Origin of the sequence: Huaxiibacter chinensis, assembly GCF_022171985.1 — a bacterium.
Classification (GTDB): Bacteria; Pseudomonadota; Gammaproteobacteria; order Enterobacterales; family Enterobacteriaceae; genus Enterobacter; species Enterobacter chinensis_A.
The window spans coordinates 61,424-85,802 of the sequence record NZ_JAJVHF010000006.1; the positions used below are offsets into that span (position 1 = coordinate 61,424).

Genomic DNA, 24,379 nt, shown 5'->3' on the forward strand with positions numbered 1-24,379 from the left:
GTTATGACATCAGTGGCAAAAGCTGTTGGTAAATTTTGCGGAAAACGTCGCGTTGTCTGGCATAGCGCGCATGACGTTCCGCATCCGGACGATGGGACTGCTCCAGTGGCAATTGCGGCAGAAGTTCTGTCAGGGCTTTGCCCGGATTCATGGCGATTTGCGCCAGACGTGCTGCTCCCAGCGCCGGGCCGACGTCACCGCCGGTGCGATAATCCAGCGTCAGGCCGCTGATATCTGCCAGCATTTGTCGCCAGTAGCTGCTCCGCGCACCGCCGCCAATCAGCGTAATGTGCCCGGGCTTCAGGCCGCAATCGTGCACCACGTCCATTCCATCGGCCAGAGCATATCCCACGCCTTCCAGCACCGCACGGGCCAGCTCGGCAGGGCCATGCTGATGGGTTAAACCAAAGAAAACACCCTTGGCCTGCGGGTTATTATGCGGCGTACGTTCGCCGGAAAGATACGGCAGGAACCAGACAGGGTCGGCCTCTTCATCCGCCTGCTGTGCCGCCGCAATCAACGCCGGGACATCGTCTGCGCCGGTGAGTTTGGCCGCCCAGTCCAGACAAGATGCCGCACTGAGCATGACCGACATCAGATGCCATTTACCCGGCAGCGCATGGCAAAAACTGTGCACCGCGCTTTCAGGGTTGCTGAGATACCCTTCACTGACGGCAAAGTAGACGCCCGACGTGCCAAGCGACAGCATCGCCTGACCCGCATCGACCATCCCGACACCCACCGCACCGGCGGCATTATCGCCGCCTCCGGCCACGACAGGAATAGCGGGTAAATTCCAGCGTTCGGCCACTGAGGCTAATAACGTCCCCGTCACCTCACTGCCTTCAAAAAGTGCAGGCATGTGTTCGCGCGTGAGATGACACGCCGCGAGCATTGTCTCGCTCCAGTCGCGTCTGGCGACATCCAGCCACAGGGTGCCAGCCGCATCGGACATGTCGCTGGCAAACTCACCGGTCATCCGAAAACGCAAATAGTCTTTAGGTAACAAAACCTTCGCTACCTGTTGAAAAACCTCCGGCTCATGACGCTGAACCCACAGCAGTTTCGGTGCCGTAAACCCCGGCATCATCAGGTTGCCGGTAATATCGCGTGAGTCAGGCACCTGCGCTTCAAGAAGGGCGCACTCTTCGGCGCAACGACCGTCATTCCAGAGAATCGCCGGGCGCAGCACGCGGTTTTCGCGATCAAGCAGCGTGGCGCCATGCATTTGTCCGGCAATCCCTAACGCCTTAACGTCGCGCAGGCTGTGCTGTTCGCCCAGGGCTTTTATTGCACGATCCGTTGCCAGCCACCACTGCTCGGGATCCTGTTCTGACCATAACGGGTGCGGACGCGAGACGTGCAGCTTTTCCGTTTGCGAGGCCACCACCTCTCCCTGTTCGCTTAAAAGAATGGCTTTCACACCCGATGTGCCAAGATCGATCCCGATATACATTGCGGTGACTCCTTTAAAAGAAATGCCCGGTTGCACAACGCTGACCGGGCTTATCCACGTCTTTCCCGACGAATTACTTATCGAACAAGTAGTAATTCACCAGGTTTTCCAGCAGCTCCTGATGCCCACTCTGGTGCTGCGGTGCCAGGTTGTGTTGTTCAGCGTACTTCGCAATATCCGCCAGGGATAACTGGCCTTTTAAAATTTGCTGACCCAGCTCACTGTTCCAGCCGGCATAACGCTTCGCAACGCGCTTATCCAGCTGGCCGTCTTCAATCATGCGCGCCGCGACTTTCAGCGCCAGCGCCATGGTGTCCATCGCGCCGATGTGACCATAGAACAGGTCGTATTTATCGGTGCTTTGACGGCGGACTTTGGCATCGAAGTTCAGACCCCCCGTCGTGAAGCCACCTGCTTTAACAATTTCATACATTACCAGGGCGTTCTCTTCGACGCTGATCGGGAACTGGTCAGTATCCCAGCCCAGCTGCGGATCGCCGCGGTTGGCATCGACAGAGCCGAAGATACCCAACGCGATAGCAGAAGCAATCTCATGATGGAACGAGTGGCCCGCCAGCGTGGCGTGGTTCGCTTCAATGTTCACTTTGATCTCTTTTTCCAGACCGAACTGCTTCAGGAAGCCATACACGGTCGCCACATCGTAGTCGTACTGGTGCTTGGTGGGCTCTTGTGGTTTAGGTTCAATGAGCAGCGTGCCGCGGAAACCGATTTTGTGTTTATGGTCGACAACCATCTGCATGAAGCGGCCAATCTGCTCGCGCTCCTGGCGCAGATCGGTATTGAGCAGCGTTTCGTAACCTTCACGTCCTCCCCACAGTACGTAGTTTTCACCGCCCAGCTTGTGGGTTGCATTCATTGCGGTGACCACCTGCGTAGCGGCCCAGCTGAACACTTCCGGGTCAGGGCTTGTCGCGGCACCCGCGCCGTAACGTGGATTGGTGAAGCAGTTTGCCGTGCCCCACAGTAATTTCACGCCGCTTTGTTGCTGTTTTTCACCCAGATAGTCGACCATCTGCGCAAAGTTGTTCAGATACTCTTTCAGCGATGCCCCTTCCGGAGAGACGTCCACATCGTGGAAACAGTAGTAAGGCACATTCAGCTTGTGGAAGAATTCAAATGCGACATCCGCTTTGCGTTTCGCCAGCTCCAGCGCCTCGCCCGGCTGCTGCCACGGACGATCAAATGAACCGACACCAAACATGTCCGCGCCGTTCCAGCAGAAGGTATGCCAGTAACACGCGGCAAAACGCAGATGATCTTCCATGCGCTTACCCAGCACCAGCTCGTCCGGATTGTAATGACGGAATGCTAAAGGATTGGTGGATTTCGGGCCTTCGTAGCGAACGCGATCGAGTTGGTCGAAATAAGCTTGCATATTGAACTCCATAATCAAGAGGTGCGGCGAGTAATCGATACTGCAGTAATAGTGAATACTCATTTCACGTTGCTCAATTACGTTATTTCACACTGGCATTCAGAGAATGCACAAACGTGCGCTGGCTCGCAAAAACAATACGCCTGCAAACGATTTTTCGGCGTTTATTCCAGAATCATGTGTAATTAATAAGTTACGCATTTGAAAATCAGATCGCGGTCATAAATTGACAAATAAACCAAATATCGTAACGAGAAGATAAAAATCAGTAATTGCCAGTTTGCCATTCCACGTTAAGAATTTGCTGCGTATCCGGCAGTGAATGATTCTTTTGTCTCCGTTTCACCACCCTACAAAAAAGGTAATATAATGATGATGATAAAAAACCTGTGCCTGACTCTCTGCGCCTCGCTACTGCTGACGAGCGTTGTGGGCCATGCCAAAGAAGTCAAAATTGGGATGGCAATTGACGATCTTCGCCTCGAACGCTGGCAAAAAGATCGCGATATTTTTGTGAAAAAAGCGGAATCCCTCGGTGCAAAAGTGTTTGTTCAGTCCGCCAACGGAAATGAAGAAACACAAATATCGCAAATCGAAAATATGATTAACCGCGGTGTTGATGTGCTGGTTATTATTCCTTACAACGGTCAGGTATTAAGTAATGTTGTTAAAGAAGCCAAACAAGAAGGCATTAAGGTATTGGCTTACGATCGTATGATTAATAATGCTGATATTGATTTTTATATTTCTTTTGATAACGAAAAAGTGGGCGAAATTCAGGCGCAAAGCCTGGTCAATAAGGTGCCGCAGGGAAATTATTTCCTGATGGGCGGTTCGCCTGTTGATAACAATGCCAAATTGTTCCGCGAAGGCCAAATGAAAGTCCTCAAGCCCTATATTGACGAGGGCAAAATTAAAATTGTCGGCGATCAATGGGCTGACGGCTGGCTACCGGAAAATGCGCTAAAAATCATGGAAAATGCGCTGACTGCCAACAATAACAAAATCGATGCCGTGGTGGCATCCAACGATGCTACCGCAGGCGGCGCCATTCAGGCTTTAAGTGCGCAAGGGCTGGCAGGTAAAGTGGCGATCTCCGGACAAGATGCCGACCTCGCTGGGGTAAAGCGTATTCTCAACGGCACGCAGACCATGACCGTTTATAAACCTATTACTCAGCTTGCTAACACGGCCGCAGAGATTGCCGTTGAACTGGGTAATGGCCAACAGCCGAAAGCCGATTCCAGCTTAAACAACGGCCTGAAAGATGTGCCTGCACGTTTACTGACGCCTATTGAAGTGAATAAAGAAAATATCGACGCCACCGTTGTGAAAGACGGCTTCCACCAAAAGAGCGAACTCTAACCCCTCGTGGCCCCTGATTTCAGGGGCACGTCGACATGTACGGTTTTTCCTTCAGGTTATGTGGAGCCGTTATGCCTTATTTACTCGAAATGAAAAGTATCACCAAAGCCTTTGGTGTGGTGAAGGCTGTGGACAATGTCAGCCTGCGGCTCAACCCCGGTGAGATCGTCTCGCTGTGTGGTGAAAATGGTTCCGGCAAATCCACGCTGATGAAAGTGCTGTGCGGCATTTATCCCCATGGCAGCTATGACGGCGAAATCATCTTTTCTGGCGAAACGCTACAGGCCACCCATATCCGTGATACCGAACGCAAAGGTATCGCCATTATACATCAGGAGCTGGCGCTGGTTAAACACCTGACAGTGCTCGAAAACATTTTCCTGGGCGCAGAGATTTCCCGTCACGGCGTGCTGGACTACGACACCATGACGCTACGCTGTGAAAAGCTGCTGGCACAGGTGAGCCTGGCCATTTCGCCCAATACGCGCGTGGGCGATCTGGGGTTAGGCCAACAACAGCTGGTTGAAATTGCCAAGGCACTGAATAAACAGGTGCGCCTGTTGATTCTCGACGAACCGACCGCCTCGCTGACCGAACAGGAAACGGCGGTTCTGCTCAATATTATCCGCGACCTGCAAAACCACGGGATCGCCTGCATTTATATTTCGCACAAACTCAATGAAGTGAAAGCCATATCGGACACCATCTGCGTTATTCGCGATGGACAGCATATCGGTACGCGCGATGCCGCAGGCATGAGCGAGGATGACATCATCACCATGATGGTGGGTCGCGAGCTGACGGCATTATACCCCTCGGAACCGCATGCCGCCGGCGCAGAGATCCTGCGTGTCGAAAACCTGACGGCGTGGCATCCGGTTAATCGCCATATCAAGCGCGTTAATGACATCTCATTTTCCCTGAAGCGTGGAGAGATTCTGGGGATTGCCGGGCTGGTCGGGGCCGGTCGGACGGAAGCCGTACAATGTTTGTTTGGCGTCTGGCCGGGGCGCTGGGAAGGAAAAATCTTTATTGATGGCCAACAGGTGCAAATCGCTACCTGCCAGCAGGCGATTACCCACGGCATTGCTATGGTGCCGGAGGATCGCAAAAAAGACGGCATCGTACCGGTCATGGCGGTGGGGAAAAATATCACACTCGCCGCGCTGGATCAGTTTTCCGGCGTGTTGAGCAGCCTGGACGATGCAGCAGAACAGCAGTGCATACTCCAGTCGCTGGACCGACTCAAAGTGAAAACCTCCTCTCCCGAGCTGGCGATAGGACGCCTGAGTGGCGGTAATCAGCAAAAAGCCATTCTGGCGCGCTGCCTGTTGCTCAATCCCCGTATTTTGATCCTTGACGAGCCGACGCGAGGAATCGATATCGGCGCGAAGTACGAAATCTACAAACTTATCAACCAGCTGGTCCAGCAAGGCATCGCCGTTATTGTGATCTCCTCTGAGCTTCCAGAAGTGCTCGGGCTGAGCGATCGCGTGCTGGTAATGCACGAAGGCAAGCTGAAAGCCAACCTGATTAACCAAAACTTGACCCAGGAAAAGGTAATGGAAGCCGCATTGAGGAGCGAACGTCATGTCGAAAAGCAATCCGTCTGAGGTAAAAGTCGCTGTTCCGACGCCCGGCGCGTTCACAGGGTTGAAAGCGTTAAACCTGCAAGTCTTCGTGATGATTGCCGCCATCATCGCAATTATGCTGTTTTTTACCTGGATGACCGACGGCTCTTACTTAAGTGCGCGCAACGTCTCTAACCTGCTTCGCCAGACCGCCATCACCGGGATTCTGGCCGTGGGCATGGTGTTTGTGATTATCTCGGCCGAGATAGACCTCTCGGTGGGCTCCATGATGGGATTGCTGGGCGGCGTTGCGGCAATCTTTGATGTCTGGCTGGGCTGGCCCCTGCCGTTGACCGTGGCGGTCACGCTGGTGCTGGGTCTGCTACTGGGCGCATGGAATGGCTGGTGGGTCGCCTATCGAAAAGTCCCCTCGTTTATTGTCACTCTGGCGGGAATGCTGGCGTTTCGCGGTATCCTCATCGGTATCACTAACGGCACCACCGTGTCTCCCACCAGCGCGTCGATGTCGCAGATTGGACAGAGCTATCTCTCTGACGGTCTGGGCTTTACGCTGGGCGCGATCGGTTTGATGGCATTTGTCGGCTGGCAGTGGCGCGGACGTATGCGTCGTCAGGCCTTAGGCCTTGCTGCGCCCGCCTCCACCTCTGTGGTGGGGCGCCAGGCCTTAACCGCCGTGATCGTATTAGGGGCCATCTGGCTTCTGAACGATTATCGCGGTGTGCCTACGCCCGTGCTGATCCTGACGTTGCTGTTGCTGGCCGGTATGTTTATGGCGACCCGTACGGCGTTTGGACGGCGGATCTATGCCATCGGCGGCAATCTGGAAGCGGCGCGCCTGTCAGGGATCAACGTCGAACGCACCAAGCTTGCGGTATTTGCAATTAATGGCCTGATGGTGGCCATCGCCGGGCTGATCCTGAGCTCACGTTTAGGGGCAGGTTCACCTTCTGCGGGGAACATCGCCGAGCTGGATGCGATCGCGGCCTGTGTGATTGGGGGAACCAGCCTTGCAGGCGGTATTGGCAGCGTGGCGGGGGCCGTCATGGGTGCATTTATCATGGCGTCGTTGGATAACGGAATGAGTATGATGGACGTGCCGACGTTCTGGCAGTATATCGTTAAGGGCGCCATTCTGTTACTGGCCGTATGGATGGATTCCGCAACGAAAAGACGAGCCTGAGAATCACTTTTTTGGGGAAAGGTAAGCCATGTTTGAAAAGCGTCACCGCATTACGTTGTTATTCAATGCCAACAAAGCCTATGACCGCCAGGTTGTGGAGGGCGTAGGTGAGTATTTGCAGGCGTCGCAATCCGAATGGGACATCTTTATAGAAGAGGACTTCCGGGCCAGTATCGAAACCATAAAAGACTGGCTGGGTGATGGCGTCATCGCAGATTATGACGATCCTGATATCCAGCGGATGCTGGTCGGTGTCGACGTGCCGATTGTCGGCGTCGGCGGCTCTTTCCATTCTCCCGAGAAATATCCGCCGGTGCATTACATCGCGACGGACAACCACGCGCTGGTTGAAAGCGCGTTTCTGCACCTGAAAGAAAAAGGGGTACACCGCTTCGCCTTCTACGGCCTGCCCGCGTCCAGCGGGAAAGGCTGGGCGATGGAGCGTGAATATGCGTTTTGCCAAATCGTGGCGCAGGAGAAGTATCGCGGTGTGGTCTATCAAGGGCTGGAAACCGCGCCGGAGAACTGGCAGCACGCACAAAATCGTCTCGCCGACTGGCTGCAAACATTGCCTCCACAAACGGGCATCATCGCGGTTACCGATGCCCGGGCGCGTCACATCCTTCAGGTATGCGATCATTTGCATATCCCCGTCCCTGAAAAACTGTGCGTGATTGGCATTGATAACGAAGAGCTGACCCGCTATTTGTCACGCGTGGCGCTGTCGTCCGTAGCGCAGGGCACTCGTCAGATGGGCTATCAGGCGGCAAAACTACTCCATCGCCTGCTGGATAATGAATCACTTCCTCTGCAGCGTCTTCTGGTCCCGCCCGTTCGTGTCGTTGAACGACGCTCTACGGACTATCGCTCGTTAAACGATCCGGCGGTCATCCAGGCAATGCACTACATACGCAATCATGCCTGCAAAGGCATCAAAGTTGATCAGGTGCTGGATGCCGTGGGAATTTCGCGCTCCAATCTGGAAAAACGCTTCAAAGAAGAGGTTGGCGAAACCATCCATGCGGTGATTCATGCTGAAAAGCTGGAAAAGGCCCGCAGCCTGTTGATATCCACGTCATTGTCGATCAATGAAATTTCGCAGATGTGCGGTTACCCATCGCTGCAATATTTCTATTCGGTCTTTAAAAAGGAGTATGACACCACACCGAAAGAGTATCGGGAGCGGTACAGCGAAGTGCTGGTGTAATGCTTTTGGAATAAAGAAAAACGCCTTCCAGTGGAAGGCGTTTTTTTTGGCAATTACATATGTGCGGCAATTAAGCGCTGATTATCCTGATACATGGCGAAGAGATAATTGTTATAGCTCTTGCCCTGTGTGGAATACCCTTTCAGCTTGTGAATCATCGTGCTTGCTGTCACTTCCTGATCCGCCTTACGCAGCTGAGCGCGTGACTTACGGAACGACGAATAGGCCGGATGCGTGTTCAGATTCACCACATAGGCGTTCACGGAATCTTTAACCGATTCAAACTGTGAGTACCCTTTCACTTTTCCTGGCGCGTTCGTACAACGCCCCTTGGCGCATTTCATGCCAAAGAGATTATTGTTGTTACGAGCAAGCTTAGACGTACCCCAGCCACTTTCGGCGGCGGCCATGGTGGCGACCATGCTGCCCGGGATAATATCCACGCGCTCAAGCAATGTGTTCCACGGAACACGACGCGTATTACCGTTCCAGCTCACTTTATAGCGTTTCGCAATGTCCTTCAGGCGATTGCGTTCCGTCGGTGACCAGCGGCTTTCGTACTGTTTTGAGATCAGCCAGTTACGATCCGCGGTAATCGCAGAGTTTTGGCTTGTAATATAAGGCATTACCGTCCGGAGAAACGCTTTTTTCCTTGGTGTTCCGGAAGGGTATTTTCGCAAATCAGGCAGTGAACGACTTTTTACACTATTGCGAGAATACTCTTGTTTACTGCTAACCTTACTCTTACTGTTTACTGTCGTCGTCTTTATGACGTGGGCTTTCTTACTCGTTGTGTCCGTGTGCGTCTTCGCAAGCACCTCACCTGAAAATGTCACGGTGAGCAACATGAGTATCGTAGCCCCAAATCGTCGTATGGGAGTCGATATCATTAGGTCTCCTGGTCGGATATAAACGTTCCAACCCTTTATTTTTTTCACAAAATTGAGAGCTGAATCTCAAATCATATCAAAAATAACCTTTCAGAGCACTCAAAGAAATAGTCCATTTCCGAAACTATGTCACCTGAAACTTGCTCACTTAAACATCATTTCTGCAAATTTGTGTGCGATCTCGCAGATAAACGCTTAATTTTGCGCGGGATCACTCATCCTTGCGCCTCCTCCTGGCAGAAACGGACGGAGGAGGAGTCAGTCATTTCAACCTGATGGCACACTGGTTAAAATAGCCGCAACAGGAAGATGGAATGCAACGCGCCGCTTTAGCCCTATTGCTTTTACCTACAATCGCCTCTGCCGAGTGGGCCTCAACGGGATTCTCTGCGTTTAATTCACAAGGCACGGGGATATTTACCAGCCATGCCGAGCTCGCGAAGGGTACCCGACCCCTCACGCTACATCTTGACCAGACGTGCTGGCAGCCCGCAGAAACCATAAAACTCAATGTGATGCTCTCTCTTAAACCCTGCGAAGGCACGCCGCCTCAATGGCGATTGTTCCGCGATGGGCGCTACCAGATGCGCGTTGATACGCGATCCGGTACGCCAACGTTGATGTTGACGGTAGAAAGCGAGGCCGAAACCTCCGTCGCCAGTGTGATTCGTCAGTGCCCAAAATGGGAGGGTAACCCCCTTACCCTGACGGTTTCAGACACCTTCCCGGAAGGGACCGTCGTCCGCGATTTTTACAGCAAACAAACCGCAACGGTGCAGCAGGGCAAAATTACGCTACAGCCCGCCGCGAACAGTAACGGATTATTGTTGCTGGAGCGGGCAGAAACCGACAAGGCCGCGCCGTTTAGCTGGCAAAACGCCACGGTCTACTTTGTGCTGACCGACCGCTTTATGAATGGCGACCCCACCAATGACAATAGCTATGGTCGTCATAAAGACGGCATGCAGGAGATCGGCACCTTTCACGGCGGCGATTTAAAAGGGCTGGCGAGCAAGCTCGACTATTTACAGCAGCTCGGCGTCAATGCGCTGTGGATCAGCTCACCGCTGGAGCAGATCCACGGGTGGGTCGGCGGCGGGACGAAAGGCGATTTTCCGCATTATGCCTATCACGGCTACTACACCCAGGACTGGACGAAGCTCGACGCCAATATGGGCACCGAAGACGATTTACGTCATCTTGTCGACGAGGCGCACAAGCGAGGGATCCGCATTCTTTTTGACGTCGTCATGAACCATACCGGCTACGCTACGCTGGCGGATATGCAGGCGTTTCAGTTCGGGGCCTTATACCTGCAGGGCGATGAGCTGAAAAAAACGCTGGGCGAACGCTGGACCGACTGGACGCCGAAAGCCGGGCAAACCTGGCACAGCTTTAATGATTATATTAATTTCAGCGACAAGGCGGGATGGGACAACTGGTGGGGCAAAAAATGGATCCGTACCGATATCGGCGATTACGACAATCCGGGCTTTGACGATCTGACGATGTCGCTGGCCTTTTTGCCGGACCTCAAAACAGAATCGACGACCCCGTCTGGTTTGCCAAACTTTTATCGTCATAAGCCCGACACACAGGCTAAGGAAATCGCCGGTTACACGCCGCGCGATTATCTGACCCAGTGGTTAAGCCAGTGGGTGCGCGATTACGGCATTGATGGATTCCGCGTCGATACCGCTAAACACGTTGAGATGGCGGGATGGCAGCAGTTGAAAGCGCAAGCCACCGCCGCGCTACAGGCCTGGAAGCAAGCCAACCCGGATAAAAAGCTCGATGACGCCCCCTTCTGGATGACCGGTGAATCCTGGGGCCATGGCGTAATGCAAAGCGAATACTATCGTCATGGTTTCGACGCGATGATCAACTTTGATTATCAGGAGCAGGCCGCAAAAGCGGTTGATTGCCTGGCAGACATGGATTTGACCTGGCAGCAGATGGCAGAAAAGCTGCAAAGCTTTAACGTCCTGAGCTATCTCTCATCGCACGATACGCGCCTGTTCCGCGAGGGCGGTCAGCGTGCAGCCGAACTGTTACTGCTTGCCCCTGGCTCGGTACAGATTTTCTACGGTGATGAATCAGAACGTCCCTTTGGCCCGACGGGGTCCGATCCGCTACAGGGAACCCGTTCAGAGATGAACTGGCAGGACATTACCGGTTCGCAGGCGCAAACGGTGGCCCACTGGCAAATTCTGGGGAAATTCCGTGCTCGTCATCCCGCCATTGGCGAAGGAAAACAGACGACCTTGTCTATGAAGCAGGGCTATGGCTTTGTGCGCCAGCATGAGGGCGATAAGGTGATGGTAGTCTGGGCCGGAAATCAGTAACCGCTGTAGCTCTCCTCTTCCGATGGTAGAGGAGAGCCTGACGGAACGATCGACTGCTTAATCAGCAATCCATAACATTAAACAATAACCCGCCCCGCTTTTCCCCATTTGCACCCGCGCATCTGCCGCGTTATGGTGGCCCACTCTTAGAATAAGCACGATAGATCACCTGTTATGACCTTTTCACTTTTCGGCGATAAATTCACCCGCCATTCAGGTATTACACGCCTGATGGAGGACCTTAACGACGGGCTGCGCACACCGGGCGCAATCATGCTCGGCGGCGGTAACCCGGCGCAAATTCCGGAGATGAACGAATACTTCCAGACCCTGCTGGCAGAGATGCTGGAAAACGGCAGCCTCACCGAGGCGCTGTGCAACTATGATGGTCCGCAGGGGAAAACAGCGCTTCTCGCTTTGCTCGCCAACATGCTGCGCGAGGAGCTGGGATGGGATATCGAACCGCAGAATATTGCACTGACAAATGGCAGTCAGAGCGCATTTTTCTACTTATTTAATCTCTTCGCCGGACGTCGCGCCGACGGCACCACCAAAAAAGTGCTTTTCCCTCTCGCGCCGGAATACATTGGCTACGCCGATTCCGGTCTGGAAGAAGACCTGTTTGTCTCTGCGCGCCCTAACATCGAGCTTCTGCCAGAGGGCCAGTTCAAGTATCACGTCGATTTTGAGCATCTGCATATTGGCGAAGAGACGGGCATGATCTGCGTGTCGCGCCCTACCAACCCCACGGGCAACGTGATCACCGATGACGAGCTGATCAAACTCGATGCGCTGGCGAACCAGAACGGTATCCCGCTGGTCATTGATAACGCCTATGGCGTCCCTTTCCCGGGCATTATTTTTAGCGAGGCGCGACCGCTGTGGAACCCAAACATCGTGCTGTGTATGAGCCTGTCGAAGCTCGGCCTGCCAGGCAGCCGCTGCGGGATCATTATCGCGAATGAAAAAATCATCACCGCCATCACCAACATGAACGGCATTATCAGCCTGGCGCCAGGGGGAATGGGCCCGGCAATGATGTGCGAAATGATCAGGCGTAACGATCTGCTGCGCCTGTCAAACGACGTGATTAAACCGTTCTATTATCAGCGTGTTCAGGAAACGATCGCGACGCTTCGCCGCTATTTACCCGAAGAACGCTGCCTGATTCATAAACCGGAAGGAGCCATCTTCCTCTGGCTCTGGTTTAAAGACCTGCCGATCTCCACCGAGCTGCTTTACCAGCGCCTGAAAAAACGCGGCGTGCTGATGGTGCCGGGGGACTATTTCTTCCCGGGTCTCGATAAACCCTGGCCGCACACGCATCAGTGTATGCGCATGAACTACGTGCCGGACCCGGAGAAAATCGAAGCAGGCGTGAAGATTCTGGCCGAAGAGGTCGAGCGCGCCTGGCATGAGGGCGATCTGTAACGGTTTACGCCAAATGACGCAGACGTTCAGCGCGTAATCTGGCGGGATCGACCAGGCGTAATGCGCGGGTTGGACAGGCCGCCACACAGGCCGGTCCCTCCTCGCGATGCGAACACAGATCGCATTTTAGCGCCTGCACCTTCTCCCCGGACCATTCGACCTGCATGGCGCCGAACGGGCACGCCATCATGCAGCTTTTGCAGCCAATACAGCGCGCCTGGTCCACGCACCAGGCCCCTGAGCGAAGACCTATGGCATGGGTTGGGCACGCACTGGCACAGGGCGCATCTTCACACTGATGGCAGGCCACTGCCGTCGTAAACGCCCCGCCCTTCACGACCCGAATCCGCGCGGCAAACTGAGAAACCGTGGCGCAATCCTGCTTGTCCTGATGAGCAACGACGCAGGCCACTTCGCAGGTGCGACAGCCTATGCATTTCGTTGGATCTGCCATGATAAAGTGATTCATTCACGACTCCGATCGGACAGTAAATCCCAGTTCGCGCGAAATGGCGTCCGCCGTCTCACGCAGAGGTTTCAGCAAATTCTTTTCACCCACCTGCTTCATACGCGATGTCGATAAGGAAATTGAGATGGCGTACGGCACGCGGCCATGAATATCAAACACCGGCACCGCAATACAGGAGACGCCCAGCTCGTTTTCTTCTTTGTCCATCGCCATGCTGCGCTGACGAATTTCTGCCAGCTCATCGTACATCGCATGCAGGTCGGTGATGGTATTACGGGTGAGCGGTTGAATAATGTCCTGGTGGCTCTGCCAGTAACTTTCCACATAATCCTGATGGCCGAACGCCATGTAAATCTTACCCATAGCAGAGCAATACAGCGGCATGTGTTGGCCGATGTAGGCTCGCGTGCGCAGCATGCCCGTCGTCGGCTCAAGCTTATAAATCAGAATCGCATGATCGTCTTCCCGGCTGGAAAAGTTCACGGTTTCGCCCGTCACCAGATTCAGCGTTTCAAGGTGCGGCGCCGCCACGTGGATAATATTCAGTGATGACAGAGCCTTCTGCCCAACCGCGATAAATTTTGTGGTCAGCCGATAGCTGCCTGCCGCAGGCGCTGGCGTCACATAGCCACACGACTGCAACCCCTGTAACAGTCGATGCACGGTGCTTTTGTTTAACCCGGCAAGTTCAGATAAGTGTGCAAGCGGACAACCGTTTGGATAGTTACTCAAAATTTCAATCAGCATCAGGCCGCGAAACAAGCTCTGGCTGCCTGCTGGCCTCTCTTTTTCTTGCGTCGTTTCGCTCTCTTTCATGCTCATCAAATTGCTCTCCATTAATCGCGCCCTGATGGTAGCGCAAAGTGTGGTTCAGTTCACGATCTCAACAGAAAAATCACAATCCATTGATTTTAATCGATTTTGAAAATCATGAATGTCGTTGATCTGGCAAAAATTGATCGCTATATTTGAAATCAGATTTCGCATAGTGAAATTTAGCGATAAAAAAGCACACACTTGCCCGCCAAAAATTCAGGAGACCAGGGATGAAAGTGACCTTTGAAGAGTTAAAAGCCGCCTTTAATGAGGTGCTGCTCAAGCGCGGCGTAAAAGCGGATACCGCGGATGCCTGCGCCGAGATGTTTGCCCGCACAACCGAATCCGGCGTCTATTCCCACGGCGTGAACCGTTTTCCCCGTTTTATTCAACAGCTCGATGCCGGGGATATCATCCCTGATGCCGTCCCCAGGCGAATCACCACGCTGGGCGCAATTGAGCAATGGGATGCCCAGCGCGCTATTGGTAATTTGACCGCGAAAAAGATGATGGATCGGGCCACTGAGCTGGCCTCCGATCATGGCATCGGCCTGGTGGCGCTACGTAACGCCAATCACTGGATGCGCGGCGGCAGCTACGGCTGGCAGGCAGCAGAGAAAGGTTATATTGGCATTTGCTGGACCAACTCCATTGCCGTGATGCCGCCGTGGGGAGCCAAAGAGTGTCGTATTGGCACCAATCCCCTGATTGTCGCTATTCCCTCAAGCCCTATCACCATGGTTGATATGTCGATGTCGATGTTCTCCTACGGCATGCTTGAGGTTAATCGTCTGGCCGGGCGCGAACTGCCGGTTGATGGCGGCTTTGATGACGAAGGCCACTTAACCAAAGAGCCGGGCGTGATTGAGAAAAACCGTCGCATTCTGCCGATGGGCTACTGGAAAGGATCGGGCTTATCTATCGTTCTGGACATGATTGCCACCCTCCTCTCAGACGGTGCCTCCGTGGCAGAAGTTACCCAGGACAACAGCGATGAATATGGCGTCTCGCAGATCTTTATTGCCATTGAAGTCGACCGGCTCATCGACGGCGCGACCCGCGATGCCAAACTCCAGCGCATCATGGATTTCATCACCACCGCTGAACGTTCCGATGAAGAGGTTGCGGTCCGTTTGCCAGGGCACGAATTTACGCGCCTGCTTGAAGAGAACCGTCGCAACGGCATTACCATCGACGACAGCGTGTGGGCGAAGATTCAGTCGCTGTAAGGAGTGACGCCATGATATTCGGACATATTTCTCAACCCAACCCATGTCGGCTGCCGGTAGCAATTGAAAAGGCGCTGTCATTTTTACGCAACACCGATTTCACCACTCTCGAACCCGGCGTGGTTGAGATCGACGGGCGCAAGATCTTTGCGCAGATACTGGATCTGAAAACCAAAGCCCAGGCTGAAAATCGTCCTGAAGTGCATCGTCGCTATCTTGATATTCAGTTTCTGGCGTGGGGAGAAGAAAAAATTGGTGTGGCTATCGACACCGGAAATAATCCCGTAAGCGAATCACTGCTTGAAGAACGCGATATTATTTTCTATCAGAAGATGGAAAATGAAACGTTTATAGAATTAGTACCAGGGCATTACGCCATATTTTTTCCACAGGATGTGCATCGTCCTCAATGTCATAAACACAAGGAATCGGCCATTCGTAAAATTGTCGTTAAAGTGGCTATCAGCGAATTAGTTTAAAGCGATAAAATAAACAGGAAGGCGAAATGACTCACACCGATTTTATTATTGGTGCGTACCCCTGCGCACCGTCGTTTCACCAGAGAGGGGAACAAGAAGAGGCCCATTTCTGGCGTGAACTTGCCGATACGCCATACGTGCGCGGCATTGAACAACCCATACTGGAAAATATTCACCCTTATGGGGATGACTGGCTGTTTCGCCACACTCCGGCAGAGTGGCGCATCGTCGCAACAGCCGTTATGGAAACGATGCGTCGGCGGGGCAGCAACGGCGGTTTTGGCCTGGCCTCAGCGGATGAAGCGCAGCGTCGTGAAAGCGTGGAATTTTATCGGCATCTCCTGCAAAAAGTCTCAACGATAAATACCCGTTTTCCCGGCAAAGTGATTGCGCTCGAAATGCAGGCAGCCCCACAAGCGGGCAACGCGTCAGTAGCCCAGGCCACGGACGCGTTTGCGCGCTCAATTAACGAGATTGCCGCCTGGGACTGGCCCTGCGATCTGATTCTTGAACACTGCGACGCGATGACGGGAAGCGCGCCGCGCAAGGGTTTCCTTCCCCTTGAGCAGGTTCTGGAAGTCGTGCGTGAAACGGATATCAGTCTCTGCATCAACTGGGCGCGGTCGGCAATTGAAGGTCGCAACACCACCCTGCCGGTTCAACACGTTAATGTGGCCGTAAAAGCCGGCAAACTGGGCGCGCTGATGTTCTCAGGCACGACCGCAACCGGGGAGTACGGCCAGTGGCAGGATCTTCACGCGCCCTTTTCTTCGTTCTGCCCTGAAAGTTTAATGACGACGGAACATGTCAGCGAACTGTTTACTGCGGCCAGTGCCGCAACCTTGAAATTCTCCGGTATTAAGTTACTGGAAATAAATGCTAATGCTGACGTCAGCCATCGCATCGCTATTTTGCGCGACGGTATTAGCAACCTGAAAAAAGCATAAAAATAATAAAACATAATTTCGTTACACCTCCAGATACATTAACGAGACAAAAATTATGAATACTTCTTCTGATACTCTACACGCGGATATTCCGCGCCAACGCTGGTTAAGAATAATTCCACCCATTCTTATCGCCTGCATAATTTCTTATATGGATCGCGTGAATATTGCGTTTGCGATGCCTGGCGGTATGGATGCGGAATTAGGGATCACCGCCACGATGGCCGGGCTGGCGGGGGGGATATTTTTTATTGGTTATCTGTTCCTGCAGGTTCCTGGCGGCAAGATAGCCGTTCACGGCAGCGGCAAAAAATTTATCGGCTGGTCGCTGGTCGCCTGGGCAGTTATCTCCGTACTCACAGGGCTTGTCACCAATCAGTATCAACTGCTGGCATTGCGCTTTTTACTCGGGGTCGCGGAAGGGGGCATGTTGCCCGTGGTACTCACCATGATCAGCAACTGGTTCCCGGATGCCGAACGTGGACGCGCTAATGCCATTGTGATCATGTTCGTGCCGATTGCGGGGATCATCACCGCCCCCCTCTCCGGCTGGATTATTACGGCTCTCGACTGGCGCTGGCTGTTCATTATCGAGGGGCTACTGTCCATCGTGGTGCTGGTGTTGTGGGTAAATACCATCTATGACCGACCGCAGGAGGCCAAATGGATTTCAGAAGCAGAGAAAAACTATCTGGTTGAAACGCTGGCCGCGGAGCAGCGGGCGATTGCCGGTAAAGAGGTCATCAATGCTTCGCTGGGGTCGGTGCTCTCTGACAAAACCATGTGGCAGCTGATCGCGTTGAATTTCTTTTATCAGACCGGAATTTATGGCTACACCCTCTGGCTGCCCACCATTCTGAAAGAGCTTACCCATTCCAGTATGGGTCAGGTAGGAATGCTGGCCGTGTTGCCTTATATCGGTGCCATTGCCGGCATGTTCTTGTTCTCCACGCTGTCCGATCGTACCGGCAAACGCAAGCTGTTCGTCTCCCTGCCGCTCATCGGCTTCGCCCTGTGTATGTTCCTCTCGGTGGCGCTGAAAGAAAACATCTGGCTGGCCTATGCCGCACTCGTGGGCTGTGGCTTCTTCCTGCAATCTGCAGCGGGGGTGTTCTGGACCATTCCGGCGCGTCTGTTCAGTGCCGAGATGGCCGGAGGTGCACGCGGCGTGATTAACGCCCTGGGCAATCTCGGCGGTTTCTGCGGCCCTTATGCGGTCGGGGTATTGATCACCCTGTACAGCAAAGATGCCGGTGTTTACTGCCTGGCGGTATCACTGGCGCTGGCGTCCATTTTAGCCCTGCTTCTGCCCGCCAGGTGCGATGCCGGATCGAACCGTCGTGCCACGGTGAATCCGCAAAAGCACGCGGCCTGATGACCTGCCCTCTCCCCCCGGAGAGGGAGTCGGACAAGAGAGTCAACAATGACCGAAAAAGCATCCTTCTGGCTGGGTATCGATTGTGGTGGTACCTATCTCAAAGCCGGTTTATACACCCGCCAGGGAAAAGAAGTCTGTATTGAGCGTTGCTCCGTCGCCACGCTCAGCCCGCGTCCGGGCTACGCCGAACGGAATATGAACTCACTCTGGGAGCATTGCTACATCACCGTTGCCAGACTGCTGAAACAGGCCGACGTTGTCGGCGAGCAGATCAAGGGCGTGGGTATCTCGGCTCAGGGCAAAGGGCTATTCCTTCTGGATAAAAATGACCAGCCGCTGGGCAATGCGATGCTCTCCTCAGACAGACGCGCACTGGCGATTGTGCAGCGCTGGCAGCAGGACCTGATCCACGAAAAACTGTATCCGCATACCCGCCAGACGCTGTGGACGGGACACCCGGCTTCGCTTCTGCGTTGGGTGAAAGAGAACGAACCGCAGCGGTATCAGCAGATTGGCTGCGTGATGATGGCGCATGACTACCTGCGCTGGTGTCTGACCGGAAAGAAAGGCTGCGAAGAGAGCAATATCTCCGAGTCTAACCTCTACAACATGCGCACCGGTCAATACGACCCACAGCTCACCCGTTGGCTGGGTATTAATGAAATTGACGGTGCTTTGCCACCCGTTGTTGGTTCAGCAGAAATTTGCGGGGAAATCACCGCTCAGGCAGCCGCATTGACCGGTCTCGCGGCGGGTACGCCCGTTGCAGGCGGTCTGTTTGATGTGGTTTCCACCGCACTTTGCGCCGGACTGCAGGATGAACATACGCTCAATGCGGTGATGGGCACCTGGGCCGTCACCAGCGGCCTGGCCAACGGCCTGCGCGACCATGAACCCTACCCGTATGTCTATGGTCGCTATGTTCATCCGCAGCAATACATTGTGCACGAAGCCAGCCCCACCTCCTCGGGCAACCTCGAATGGCTGACGGCGCAATGGGGAGATCTGTCGTTCGAGGAGATTAACGAGGCTGTCGCCAGCCTGCCAAAAGCCGAAAGCGAAGTGCTCTTTCTGCCGTTTCTCTACGGCAGCAACGCCGGTCTTGAAATGACCAGCGGCTTTTATGGCATGCAGGCGATACACACCCGCGCACATCTGCTTCAGGCGGTTTACGAAGGGGTGGTGTTCAGCCACATGACCCATCTTAACCGGATGCTGGAACGCTTTACCCACGTGCGGACGCTCCGCGTGACGGGTGGCCCGACGCACTCTGACGTATGGATGCAGATGCTGGCGGACGTCAGCGGACTGGCGATTGAGCTCCCCCAGGTTGAAGAGACGGGCTGCGCCGGTGCCGCGCTGGCTGCGCTCGTGGGCACGGGAATTTATCCCGACTTCCGCACCGCCCAGCGCCATCTTAACCACCCGATCCGCGTAATTGAACCCGACATGCAGGCACACCTCGCCTACCAGCGCAAATATCACCGTTATCAGTTACTGATTGCCGCTTTACAGGGCTATCACGCCCACATTAAGGAGCACGACCTATGAGCCGACCATTACTCCAGCTGGCGCTCGACCATACCAGCCTGAAGGCCGCACAGCATGACGTTACCTTGCTACAGGATCACGTCGACATCGTCGAAGCCGGAACCATTCTGTGCCTGACTGAAGGGTTACCCGCCGTACGCGCCCTGCGCGAGCAGTGTCCGGATAAAATTATCGTCGCCGACTGGAAAGTTGCCGATGCCGGGGAAACGCTGGCCCAACAGGCATTTGATGCCGGTGCAAACTGGATGACAATTATCTGCGCCGCACCGCTTGCAACGGTAGAAAAAGGACATGCGGTGGCAGTGGCGCGCGGCGGCGAAATCCAGATGGAACTGTTTGGCAACTGGACGCTGGACGATGCCCGGGCGTGGTATCGCCTGGGTGTAAGACAGGCGATCTATCACCGTGGACGTGACGCCCAGGCCAGCGGTCAGCAGTGGGGCGAGGCAGATCTCGCCAGAATGAAAGCGCTGTCTGATATTGGCCTGCAGCTCTCCATCACCGGCGGTATTACGCCAGCCGACCTGCCGTTGTTTCAGCAGATCAACGTTAAAGCCTTTATCGCCGGCCGTGCCCTGGCAAATGCCGCACAACCTTCGCAGGTGGCGCGGGAATTTCATGCGCAAATCCACGCCCTCTGGGGAGAATAACCATGCGTCAGCATCCGTTAGGTATTTATGAAAAAGCGCTGTCAAAGGATCTCTCCTGGCCCGAGCGGCTGGTTCTGGCAAAAAGCTGCGGTTTTGATTTTGTTGAGATGTCGGTAGATGAAACCGACGAACGTCTGTCACGCCTGGACTGGAGTACCACGCAGCGCGCCTCGCTGGTAGAGGCAATGCTCGAAACCGGCGTCGCCATTCCGTCTCTGTGTCTCTCCGCCCACCGCCGCTTTCCGTTTGGCAGCCGTGATGAAGCTGTGCGTGAACGCGCCCGCGCCATCATGACCAAAGCGATCAAACTGGCGCGCGATTTGGGCATTCGCACCATCCAGCTGGCAGGCTATGACGTGTATTACGAGGAGCACGACGCCGGGACACAGCAGCGCTTTGCCGAGGGACTGGCATGGGCAGTGGAGCAAGCCGCCGCCGCACAGGTCATGCTGGCCGTGGAGATCATGGACACCGCCTTTATGAACTCCATCAGCAAGTGGAAAAAGTGGGACGAGATGCTGGCCTCGCCGTGGTTCAGCGTGTATCCGGACGTCGGCAACCTGAGTGCGTGGGGCAATGACGTCACCGCTGAGTTAACGTTAGGCATTGACCGCATTGCCGCGATCCATTTGAAGGATACCCGGGCGGTCACAGCGGACAACCCGGGTCAGTTCCGCGACGTACCATTCGGAGAGGGCTGCGTCGATTTTGTTGGCGTATTCCAGACCCTGAATAAGCTCAACTATCGCGGCGCGTTTCTCATTGAGATGTGGACAGAAAAAGCAAAAGAACCGGTGCTGGAAATCATTCAGGCACGACGCTGGATCGAAGCCCGTATGCAGGAAGGAGGCATGACATGTTAGAAGCGTTAAAAGCAGAAGTCCTGGCGGCAAATCTGGCGCTGCCCGTCCACCAGCTGGTGACGTTCACCTGGGGGAACGTCAGCGCCATCGATCGCGCGCGTGGGCTGATGGTTATTAAACCCTCCGGCGTAGAGTACGACGTCATGACGGCAGAGGATATGGTGGTGGTCGACATTGCCAGCGGTACGGTGGTGGAAGGCGCTAAAAAACCCTCCTCGGATACCCCGACCCATCTGGCGCTCTACCGCCGTTATCCGGAGATCGGCGGTATCGTGCACACCCACTCGCGTCATGCCACCATCTGGTCGCAAGCCGGGCTGGATCTCCCCGCCTGGGGCACCACGCATGCCGACTATTTCTACGGCGATATTCCCTGTACGCGGAAAATGACGCCCGCGGAAATCGCGGGCGAGTACGAGTATCAAACCGGAGAGGTGATCATTAAAACTTTCGAAGAACGTAACCTGAGTCCACAGCAGATCCCGGCGGTATTAGTCCATTCACATGGTCCTTTTGCCTGGGGCTGCGATGCCGCCGATGCCGTACACAATGCGGTTGTGCTGGAAGAGTGTGCTTATATGGGGTTGTTCTCACGCCAGCTCTCACCGCAATTGCCCGCCATGCAGCAGGATTTACTGGATAAACATTACCTGCGTAAGCACGGGGCAAACGCCTATTACGGGCAGTGATCAACCGGAATTGATGTGTTCTTTCGAGTACCGCCGTTTCCAGACGGCGGGCGTTAATCCCGTATGTTTGCGAAAAATCTGCCGAAAATAGCCGACATCATTAAAGCCACAGCGGTTTGCCACCTCGGTGAGTGAAGAGGCGTTATCCAGTAAAAGCTTCTCAGCCGCTCTGACACGCTGGCGATGGATGGCCTCGGTCAGGGTGAGATGGAAATTGCGCCGAAATACCCGGCCCAGATAATCGGCATTACAGTGCAACTCTTTCGCCAGCCAGGAGGTAGAAATCGCCAGATGATATTTGGTAAGTATTAATTGTTTGGCTTTCCACGCCATTGAAGCGCCCGCTTCGTCACTATTTTCTTCTACCCCTCCCGACTGCGCAATTTGCTGAAGAATTAACAGCAAAATAAACTCTAACGCCACACTGCGTTTAAGCTTTTCCTGCTCGCTTAAAAACTGACGGAACAGCGAAATAACATACTGTGCGTCATGGACATGGCAATATTGCTCAATGGCTAATAACGCAAGATTATTGTGGTTATTATCCATGGGTTCAACATCAAAATGGAGCCAGTAAAACTTCAGATCGGCCGGAAAATCCTCCACCCCCACGTGGCGTCGGTTTGGCCACAGCAGCAAACTCTCTCCGGCACTGACGTCAAACACGCGATTCTCCTCCTGAATCGTTAATGTCCCCTTTTCGACAAAAATGATTTCCCACGAGGTCAGTTTTCGGGAGGGATGACGCCCTGTACCGCGGGAAATAAATAACCCGCCATTCTGGACTTTAATCGGAAGCGCTATGGATAATTCTAGCATCGGTATTCATTATCTCGCTTTTATGCACCATTTTTAATTTCTTGCTGGTTGATTATTAGTAAATAATTGACCGCGTGCCCGATCTAAATCACATTTTTATTATCAGGTCGGAATCCTCACCTTTTTATACTTTTCCCTTCCCTTGTTGCTTCGATGATTCAGAGCAGAATTAATGGGTACCCAACACAAACACAATAAAAACTCGTTAACCGAGGAGTGACCTCATGACTTCCACGCCGATAACACGCTCTGACGTCGTGCAGCAGAACGTCGACGACCGCCTCTCCATCCGCGAAAAAATCGGCTACGGCCTGGGCGACGCGGGTGGGACGGTGATTACCTGTCTCATCATGAATTTTTTAACCTTTTTCTATACCGATGTGTTTGGCCTGACTCCTGCGCTGGTGGGCACGTTGTTTATCGCCCTGCGCGTTTTTGACGCCGTCTCCGACCCGATCATGGGCGTCATAGCGGACCGGACCCAAAGCCGCTGGGGGCGTTTTCGTCCCTGGCAGCTGTGGATTGCCCTCCCGATTGGCATCATTGGCGTGCTCACCTTTACCGTCCCGGACGCCAGCATGGGGGTGAAAATTGCCTGGGCATTTGGCACCTACCTGCTGCTCTCCGTGGGCTATACCGCCATCAACGTGCCTTATTGCGCGCTGATCAACACCATGACCACGCGCCACAATGAAGTGATATCTTGCCAGTCCTGGCGTTTTGTCCTGTGCGGCGTGGCGGGTTTCCTGGTCTCCGTAGGGTTACCGTGGCTGGTAGATGTCCTGGGAAAGGGCAACGTGGCGCAAGGGTATCAGCTGGGGGTCGGCGTGTTGTGCGCCATCGCCGTGGTGATGTTCCTGTGCTGTTTCTTCTGGGTTCGCGAACGTGTGCCGCTGGCCTTGATGGGCCGCTTTACCCTGCGTGAGCATCTGGCCGGCCTGCGCAAAAACGATCAGCTTTTATTGATGCTGGTGATGTCGTTCCTGTTGATTAACGTCTTTAACATCCGCGGCGGCGGATATATGTATTTCATCACCTACGTGCTCCAGGGCAGCACCGCCTATACATCGCTGTTCTTCACCATGGTGACCTTTGCCGCCATTCTGGGCGCGGTCATCGTGAACCCGCTCACGCGTCGTATTGATACGGTGAAACTGTACTACTACACCAATCTGGTACTGGCCGCGCTCGCGGTGGGAATGTGGTTCTTACCGGGTGGCCCGGCCTATCAGACGCTGTGGCTGCTGGTCATTCTGGCGAACGGCGTGATCCTTGGCTTTACGCTGCCGCTGCACTTCTCATTGATGGCCTTCGCCGACGACTACGGCGAATGGAAAACGCGCGTGCGCTCTTCCGGCATGAACTTCGCCTTTAATCTCTTCTTTATCAAGCTGGCGTGGGCCTCCAGCGCGGGCATTATCAGCCTGATTTTTATCTCTGTCGCTTATCAGCCTGGCGCGGGCAACCAGACGGCCGCCTCGCTCCAGGGCATTACGGCCATGGAGACATTACTCCCTGCCCTCTTCCACCTGCTTTTAGCGGTCTCTATCCGCTGGTGCAAGCTCAATAACCCTATGATGACGCGCATTGCAACCGATCTGCGCCAGCGTCACGTTCAGTCCTGAGG

The 24,379-nt window shown here is 54.2% G+C and carries 21 protein-coding genes; 15 read left to right on the top strand and 6 right to left on the bottom strand.

The features are described from left to right. Position 1: 1 nt before the first annotated feature. Both xylB and xylA read right to left on the bottom strand, forming a co-directional pair. Positions 2–1,456 (bottom strand): xylulokinase, encoded by a 1,455-nt coding sequence (gene xylB, locus LZP96_RS15015; protein ID WP_064324357.1) that lies wholly within the window; start codon positions 1,454–1,456, stop codon positions 2–4. 73 nt (positions 1,457–1,529) lie between these two features. Next, complete coding sequence (xylA, locus tag LZP96_RS15020; RefSeq protein ID WP_087892539.1) at positions 1,530–2,852, bottom strand: xylose isomerase; 1,323 nt, start codon at positions 2,850–2,852, stop codon at positions 1,530–1,532. A gap of 372 nt (positions 2,853–3,224) precedes the next feature. On the opposite strand from xylA, the gene xylF reads away from it, so the two are divergent. The 4 genes from xylF (at position 3,225) to xylR (ending at position 8,196) form a co-directional block, all read left to right on the top strand. Next, entirely contained in the window at positions 3,225–4,217 is a 993-nt protein-coding gene (gene xylF, locus LZP96_RS15025; protein WP_258926168.1) for a D-xylose ABC transporter substrate-binding protein, read from the top strand. Positions 4,218–4,288: 71 nt separating this feature from the next. Continuing rightward, a complete protein-coding gene (locus LZP96_RS15030) occupies positions 4,289–5,830 on the top strand; it encodes a xylose ABC transporter ATP-binding protein (protein WP_064324356.1) in 1,542 nt (513 codons plus the stop codon). Further along, a complete protein-coding gene (xylH, locus tag LZP96_RS15035; RefSeq protein ID WP_064324355.1) occupies positions 5,808–6,989 on the top strand; it encodes a xylose ABC transporter permease XylH in 1,182 nt (393 codons plus the stop codon). Before LZP96_RS15030 ends, xylH begins: the two co-directional genes overlap by 23 nt. A 28-nt stretch (positions 6,990–7,017) precedes the next feature. Then, on the top strand, positions 7,018–8,196 hold the full coding sequence (gene xylR, locus LZP96_RS15040; RefSeq protein ID WP_064324354.1) for a D-xylose utilization transcriptional activator XylR: 1,179 nt from the start codon (positions 7,018–7,020) through the stop codon (positions 8,194–8,196). A gap of 53 nt (positions 8,197–8,249) precedes the next feature. On the opposite strand, the gene LZP96_RS15045 is transcribed toward xylR, so the two are convergent. Beyond that, complete coding sequence (locus LZP96_RS15045; protein ID WP_071892477.1) at positions 8,250–9,086, bottom strand: protein bax; 837 nt, start codon at positions 9,084–9,086, stop codon at positions 8,250–8,252. A gap of 314 nt (positions 9,087–9,400) precedes the next feature. On the opposite strand from LZP96_RS15045, the gene LZP96_RS15050 reads away from it, so the two are divergent. Together LZP96_RS15050 and avtA are read left to right on the top strand one after the other, a co-directional pair. Then, positions 9,401–11,431, top strand: coding sequence for an alpha-amylase (locus LZP96_RS15050; protein WP_064324352.1), 2,031 nt, complete (start codon positions 9,401–9,403; stop codon positions 11,429–11,431). Between the two features lie 174 nt (positions 11,432–11,605). Further along, on the top strand, positions 11,606–12,862 hold the full coding sequence (gene avtA / locus LZP96_RS15055; protein WP_064324351.1) for a valine--pyruvate transaminase: 1,257 nt from the start codon (positions 11,606–11,608) through the stop codon (positions 12,860–12,862). A 4-nt stretch (positions 12,863–12,866) separates the two neighbouring features. Here avtA and LZP96_RS15060 read toward each other — a convergent pair whose 3' ends face one another. Continuing rightward, the gene (locus LZP96_RS15060) at positions 12,867–13,331 is read right to left on the bottom strand and encodes a 4Fe-4S dicluster domain-containing protein (RefSeq protein WP_064324350.1); all 465 of its coding nucleotides are present in this window, start codon (positions 13,329–13,331) and stop codon (positions 12,867–12,869) included. Further along, complete coding sequence (gene yiaJ / locus LZP96_RS15065; protein ID WP_064324349.1) at positions 13,332–14,153, bottom strand: IclR family transcriptional regulator YiaJ; 822 nt, start codon at positions 14,151–14,153, stop codon at positions 13,332–13,334. Positions 14,154–14,377: 224 nt separating this feature from the next. Here yiaJ and yiaK point away from each other — a divergent pair, with 224 nt between their 5' ends. Genes yiaK through araD form a run of 8 tightly spaced genes read left to right on the top strand, consistent with a single transcriptional unit; the run spans position 14,378 to position 21,933 of the window. Beyond that, the gene (yiaK, locus tag LZP96_RS15070) at positions 14,378–15,376 is read left to right on the top strand and encodes a 3-dehydro-L-gulonate 2-dehydrogenase (RefSeq protein WP_064324348.1); all 999 of its coding nucleotides are present in this window, start codon (positions 14,378–14,380) and stop codon (positions 15,374–15,376) included. An 11-nt stretch (positions 15,377–15,387) separates the two neighbouring features. After that, positions 15,388–15,855 carry a YhcH/YjgK/YiaL family protein gene (locus LZP96_RS15075; protein WP_064324347.1) on the top strand — a complete coding sequence of 156 codons (468 nt, stop codon included), beginning with the start codon at positions 15,388–15,390 and terminating at the stop codon, positions 15,853–15,855. Positions 15,856–15,881: 26 nt separating this feature from the next. After that, positions 15,882–16,802, top strand: a complete 921-nt coding sequence (locus LZP96_RS15080; protein WP_064324346.1) for a DUF4862 family protein — start codon at positions 15,882–15,884, stop codon at positions 16,800–16,802. 55 nt (positions 16,803–16,857) lie between these two features. Continuing rightward, a complete protein-coding gene (locus LZP96_RS15085; protein ID WP_064324345.1) occupies positions 16,858–18,177 on the top strand; it encodes an MFS transporter in 1,320 nt (439 codons plus the stop codon). Between the two features lie 48 nt (positions 18,178–18,225). Further along, positions 18,226–19,731 carry an FGGY-family carbohydrate kinase gene (locus LZP96_RS15090; RefSeq protein WP_064324344.1) on the top strand — a complete coding sequence of 502 codons (1,506 nt, stop codon included), beginning with the start codon at positions 18,226–18,228 and terminating at the stop codon, positions 19,729–19,731. Continuing rightward, positions 19,728–20,381, top strand: coding sequence for a 3-keto-L-gulonate-6-phosphate decarboxylase UlaD (ulaD, locus tag LZP96_RS15095; RefSeq protein ID WP_258926136.1), 654 nt, complete (start codon positions 19,728–19,730; stop codon positions 20,379–20,381). Before LZP96_RS15090 ends, ulaD begins: the two co-directional genes overlap by 4 nt. Positions 20,382–20,383: 2 nt before the next feature. Continuing rightward, positions 20,384–21,244 (top strand): L-ribulose-5-phosphate 3-epimerase, encoded by an 861-nt coding sequence (locus LZP96_RS15100; RefSeq protein ID WP_258926137.1) that lies wholly within the window; start codon positions 20,384–20,386, stop codon positions 21,242–21,244. Next, positions 21,238–21,933 carry an L-ribulose-5-phosphate 4-epimerase gene (gene araD, locus LZP96_RS15105; protein ID WP_258926138.1) on the top strand — a complete coding sequence of 232 codons (696 nt, stop codon included), beginning with the start codon at positions 21,238–21,240 and terminating at the stop codon, positions 21,931–21,933. Before LZP96_RS15100 ends, araD begins: the two co-directional genes overlap by 7 nt. Here araD and LZP96_RS15110 read toward each other — a convergent pair whose 3' ends face one another. Further along, positions 21,934–22,752, bottom strand: a complete 819-nt coding sequence (locus tag LZP96_RS15110; RefSeq protein WP_064324340.1) for an AraC family transcriptional regulator — start codon at positions 22,750–22,752, stop codon at positions 21,934–21,936. It lies immediately after the preceding gene. Between the two features lie 224 nt (positions 22,753–22,976). Between LZP96_RS15110 and LZP96_RS15115 the strand changes: the two genes are divergently transcribed. Beyond that, complete coding sequence (locus LZP96_RS15115) at positions 22,977–24,377, top strand: MFS transporter (RefSeq protein WP_064324339.1); 1,401 nt, start codon at positions 22,977–22,979, stop codon at positions 24,375–24,377. Positions 24,378–24,379 lie beyond the last annotated feature (2 nt).